The following is a 4,511-nucleotide window of genomic DNA, read 5'->3' on the forward strand; positions in this document are numbered from 1 at the left end:
ATGCTGTGTCAGAATAGATTCACAACACAAAATCGGGTAGTTCGCGCACCTTTCGATGCTGATCGAGGGGCGTCCGGGACGTCGAATCAGGGGGCCGAAAAGGCCCCCCTTGGTACTACTGCGAAATCCGTTGGCCACTTTTCGACGGATAGCCATAAAAATAAGGGAAATTCTGAAAATCGCAGTGTGCGTTTCCGTCATCAACGACATGCGGCGGGCCTCCTCGGTGGTAAAGCGCGGGTGGGTCTCTGTCGTTGGTCGGTCGTATCCAAGGCGGCTGGCGTGGATATGGTTGCATCGTCGTATGGCGAGGGACAAGGCGACCAGGTGCATTATGAGGGATTGCAGACGTGCGGGTCTGTCTGGGCCTGTCCGTGCTGTAGCGCGCGAATTTCGGAAACCCGGCGCGATGAAATGAACCAGCTCCTGGCGTGGGCGAGGGCGCAGAGCCACCGCGTGATGATGCTGACGCTTACCGCGCGTCATGGTCGCGATGATGATCTTGCGGAGTTGCTGGACCGGATGAAGGACGCGAAACGTCGATGGGCGCAGCATCGGTCTTATCGCGAGATTAAGCCGCGCATGATCGGAAATGTAACGGCGACAGAGGTGACAGGGGGCGGTGCGCACGGCTGGCATCCTCATTTCCATGTGATTGTGATCCTCGACGAGGAAACGGACTTAGAGCCGCTGAGAGGTGCTTGGCTGGCTTCTTTACGCGGTGCGGGCCTTGATGGAGCTGGGGCGGCATTTCAGGCTCAGGACGCAGACGCAGCGGGAAACTACATCGCGAAATGGGGTGCAGCTGAAGAGCTGACCTTGTCACAGCGCAAGAAGGGCCGGGGCCGGACAGGCCGGACGCCAGCTCAGCTTTTGGCGGGGTCCTGTGATGAGGCTGATCGAAAGGCCGGCTATTTGTGGGCTGAGTATGCGACTGTGTTTCACGGGCGCCGTCAGCTCGTCTGGTCGCGTGGGCTGAAAGCGTTGGCGGGTGTCGGCGAAGTCGATGACGAGGAAGCGGCACAGGATCAGCAGCAGGAGGGACAGACAGAGACGGCAAGGGCGAATATCCCGCACCAGGTGTGGCGCGATAACGTGGCGGTGCGTCGTGCGGATCGCCGCTCGGAGCTGCTCGACCGGGCAGAGGAGGTCGGGCCAGATGAGGCTGTGGCAGAGCTTATCGCGGGTCATATGCCTGGTGACGTGATCGAGCATGACCAGCCGTATCGGCCGCGGGAGGGCGGTTTGGCGGCTGCGGCACTGGCTGCGATCAGGCCACCTCTAAGGCAAGGGCCGTAGGGCCGCGCAGGTGAGGCCACAGGCCGAGAGACAGAGTAGTTTAGCCCCCAAAGGGGGCCAAAAATCCCAACGGGGTTTTTGCTACTCTATAGTCGGTCACTATAAAGTAACAGATTTCGGAAAAAGTAGCGTTTCTGACTTTCTTCTGTCGACCGTATCTAATTGTCTATGGGACCGCAGTTTATTCATATCGAGACGTATAGCGTCAAACCGAACAAAGCTGGAAACAGCGTCGATCAAGTGATCAAAGAAGCGCTGAGAGACGCTGAATTTTCTGTTCATGTGATCGAGTCTCAGCCGCCAAAGTTAGTGCATGGTGTATCTCTGGATCAGCTGCGAGAAGAGCACGCTGATATGCTGGACCGCAATGCAACAGCAGTGAAAACAAAGAAGGGTATCCGGCATCGTAAAATCAGAGATGACAGAGACACCCTGTTCACTGTTGTCATGTCGTATCCTGTCGCTGTCGAAGATCTCAAAAAAGATCCGGACGAGATGCGTCGATATGAAAAATGGCGTGATCTCAACATTCAGTTTTTGAGCGAGCAATATGGAGCTCAGTTAAAAACAGTCATCGAACACGAAGACGAAGAATATCCGCATCTTCACGCGTATGTGCTGCCCGATAATGAGCCAGGCTGTTTTGCTCAAAACCTCCATCCAGGACACGCTGCAAAAGCGCGTGCGGGTGCTGAACTGAAGTCTAGCGGGTCGGACGGCAAAGCTGTCACGAAAGCTGCAAATGCGGCTTACAGAGCTGCTATGCGAGATTTCCAGGACGAGTATTTTGCAGCCGTCGGAGCGCCGTCTGGTCTCACGCGCACGGGTCCAAAACGCGAACGCAAAACACGCAAAGAGTGGCAAGAAGAGAAAGAGCGTTTGCGTCTCTATGCTGACACGCTTGAGACAGTCGAGATTGATAAACTCGCTTTAGACAACGATCGCAAAGCACTCGATCAAAAAACAGCTGAGACTGACGATCGAGAAGCTAAGCTTACAAAGCAAGCTGTGATGATCGACAAAGCTCAAACTGCAACATCGACAAAATCCGAAAAACTGGCAGTGCGCGAAGCTGATCTTCTCAAGCGAGAAAGTGACTACAACGAGCGCTACGGCGATTTGCTCGTGCGAGAGATGAACGTCGAAATGTCAGAATCTGAGATCGCATCGAAAAAAAAAGAGCTGTCTCGCGTCGCACTCTTTGCTGACAGAGCGCTTAGGGGGCTTGCTGAGTGGCTTGACGTAGACCCGGGCAAAACCATTGGCATGCAGCTCAAGAAGCTGAGCGCGGCTATCAGAGCTGCTGTAGCACCAGATAAGCCTGAAGATCTTGCTGATGATGATTATGGGCCTGACTTTTGATCAATTGGCCCTGGCATAGAAGCTTGCTTCAGATCATTGGAGAGTGGTGCAGCGGCGATACGCTGCGTTGTAGATCAACTTAACCAAACAGCCGTTTCCAGACAGACTTTTGGGCCTGTTCGCGCCATTCATCTCTGTCTTTCTCAAGATCACTGGCGCGTTGTTTGAGAGCTTCATTCTCAGCTTCAAGACGTGTGATTTTCACTGTCGTTTCAGTGTCGTTTTGACTGTCTGCGTCACTGTCGCTTTGTGTCTCTTCGATGTTCGCAGTCATCCAATCTTCTAAGTCTTCGGACTTGATTTGCCATCTATTCCGATTGCTCCGGACAGCTTTCAGGGCCTTGTTTTCAATGGCTTTCATGATCTTTGTTCGACCACAGCCTGCGCGTTTCGCGGCTGCGGCTGGCGTTAGAAATGTACTGTCTGTCATGTGTCTCTCAACTGTCGTGCGTCACTGTCGCGTCACTGTCGCAGCGACAGTGACAGGAAATTCCGGAAAAACAAAGAAAACCCCCATATTCCGCCCTGGGGCGGGCAGCGTGCGCCGCTGCACCACTACAATGATCAGAAGCAAAAGCTTCTATGCCAAGGCCTGAAATTTGAGAGATGACCTCGCGGATCAGACCGCTGATAGTAGCTGCTGCTTCGGAGCCAGGTCATCGGGTGAAGACGCAGGGCACCGCGAGCGCAGACGCGACAAGCAGAATCTCGGAGGGTCCGCGCGCTTGCGCGTGGAAACCGTGATTGTGCTTGTCGTGGCGAGCACGTGGGGCACAAAGGCTGATCCGATGACCTGGCTGTAGCTGCTGCTTTGGTGAAGGTTCAGAGGGGCGCGGGTTGAAGGGGGCAGAGCCCCCTTTCCTCATCTGGACTTGTTCGGATGCCTTAAACGTTGATCATTCGAAAAGTTCGGCATGGGTGCCAGTTCTGACAAAAATGATGCTGGTATCATCGCTCTTGTAGATAAGAAGGAAATCTCCACCAATGTGGCATTCACGAGTGTCTGCCCACTTTCCTGTAAGCCCATGGTCCGACCATTCAGGCCCAAGAGGAGCGTCGTTTGCTATTAGCAACAGCATTGCCTTTTTGAGGCGGTGCATGTCGTAACGCCCTGATTTGGATAAACGGGTCCAGTCTTTCTGAAATGATTTGGCGTAATCTGAGACAAGAGGTAGAGCGGCTCTCTTTTCAGCAGCCGCTTTCTTTTTCGAGGCCATCAAAGAGTTCCTGGGAAGTTGTGAACCTTGCGGCTCGTGTGGCTTGAAGCTCACGAGCTTCATCGATGGCAGCGCGGGTTTCAGCGTTAGGAACGACCAGCTCGAACGGTATCGCCTTTTCTTTTGCGATCCGTGTAAGGGTCATTCGCATCACGTCAGATACGGTGAGTCCCAGATCAGAAAGAACTGCTGCTGCTTCATCGCGCAGCGTGTTATTGATCCGAGTGCGAACAAATGCGTTCTGAGTTGCGGTTGCGGGCATAATGATGCTCCTTTTTGATAACCAACATGTGGCTCAATTGAGCAACAAAATCAAGTATTTCCGCGAATATTAAATTGATGATTCTTGGGGTATCGGAAAAAGTATTTCCGCTCAACGACTTAGAGCATTGAGACGCTTGACGGATCCGATCAAAAAAATGTAACATGTGCCTCAGAAACGCGAAAGCCCCGGCGAACCGAGGCTTGTAGCGTGATCACCGGGCGTTGCCCCACATCTATTATCTTTGGCGGATGATATGTGGAACGAAGCCCCGAATATGCAACCGGGCCGAAGCCCGGTGATCTGAGGAAAGAATATGCGCATCTCGCAGAAATATCAAGTCATCCGCCGCACTTTGAAAGTGTGCGGCG

Annotated in this window: 5 protein-coding genes; 2 read left to right on the forward strand and 3 right to left on the reverse strand. The window is 53.5% G+C overall.

Annotation, left to right across the window (positions count from 1 at the left end):
• Nucleotides 1-288 precede the first annotated feature (288 nt).
• Both DSM107133_RS24945 and DSM107133_RS24950 read left to right on the forward strand, forming a co-directional pair.
• On the forward strand, nt 289-1,299 hold the full coding sequence (locus DSM107133_RS24945) for a protein rep (RefSeq protein WP_240310339.1): 1,011 nt from the start codon (nt 289-291) through the stop codon (nt 1,297-1,299).
• 168 nt (nt 1,300-1,467) lie between these two features.
• Nucleotides 1,468-2,661, forward strand: a complete 1,194-nt coding sequence (locus tag DSM107133_RS24950) for a plasmid recombination protein (RefSeq protein ID WP_243253664.1) — start codon at nt 1,468-1,470, stop codon at nt 2,659-2,661.
• 79 nt (nt 2,662-2,740) lie between these two features.
• Here DSM107133_RS24950 and DSM107133_RS24955 read toward each other — a convergent pair whose 3' ends face one another.
• From DSM107133_RS24955 to DSM107133_RS24965, 3 genes are all read right to left on the reverse strand, one after another.
• Entirely contained in the window at nt 2,741-3,091 is a 351-nt protein-coding gene (locus DSM107133_RS24955; protein WP_114291578.1) for an excisionase family DNA-binding protein, read from the reverse strand.
• A gap of 466 nt (nt 3,092-3,557) precedes the next feature.
• The gene (locus DSM107133_RS24960) at nt 3,558-3,878 is read right to left on the reverse strand and encodes a type II toxin-antitoxin system YafQ family toxin (protein ID WP_243253663.1); all 321 of its coding nucleotides are present in this window, start codon (nt 3,876-3,878) and stop codon (nt 3,558-3,560) included.
• Entirely contained in the window at nt 3,850-4,140 is a 291-nt protein-coding gene (locus DSM107133_RS24965; protein ID WP_114291582.1) for a type II toxin-antitoxin system RelB/DinJ family antitoxin, read from the reverse strand. The genes DSM107133_RS24960 and DSM107133_RS24965 overlap by 29 nt, the downstream gene beginning before the upstream one ends.
• Nucleotides 4,141-4,511: the final 371 nt, after the last annotated feature.

The sequence above is a fragment of the Pseudosulfitobacter sp. DSM 107133 genome, assembly GCF_022788695.1.
Taxonomy (GTDB): domain Bacteria; phylum Pseudomonadota; class Alphaproteobacteria; order Rhodobacterales; family Rhodobacteraceae; genus Pseudosulfitobacter.

What these genes read in the sequence shown, in the direction of transcription:
- DSM107133_RS24945 (WP_240310339.1), top strand. Translation starts at nt 289, where the DNA reads ATGGTTGCATCGTCGTATGGCGAGGGACAAGGCGACCAGGTGCATTAT.
- DSM107133_RS24950 (WP_243253664.1), top strand. Translation starts at nt 1,468, where the DNA reads ATGGGACCGCAGTTTATTCATATCGAGACGTATAGCGTCAAACCGAAC.
- DSM107133_RS24955 (WP_114291578.1), bottom strand. Translation starts at nt 3,091, where the DNA reads ATGACAGACAGTACATTTCTAACGCCAGCCGCAGCCGCGAAACGCGCA.
- DSM107133_RS24960 (WP_243253663.1), bottom strand. Translation starts at nt 3,878, where the DNA reads ATGGCCTCGAAAAAGAAAGCGGCTGCTGAAAAGAGAGCCGCTCTACCT.
- DSM107133_RS24965 (WP_114291582.1), bottom strand. Translation starts at nt 4,140, where the DNA reads ATGCCCGCAACCGCAACTCAGAACGCATTTGTTCGCACTCGGATCAAT.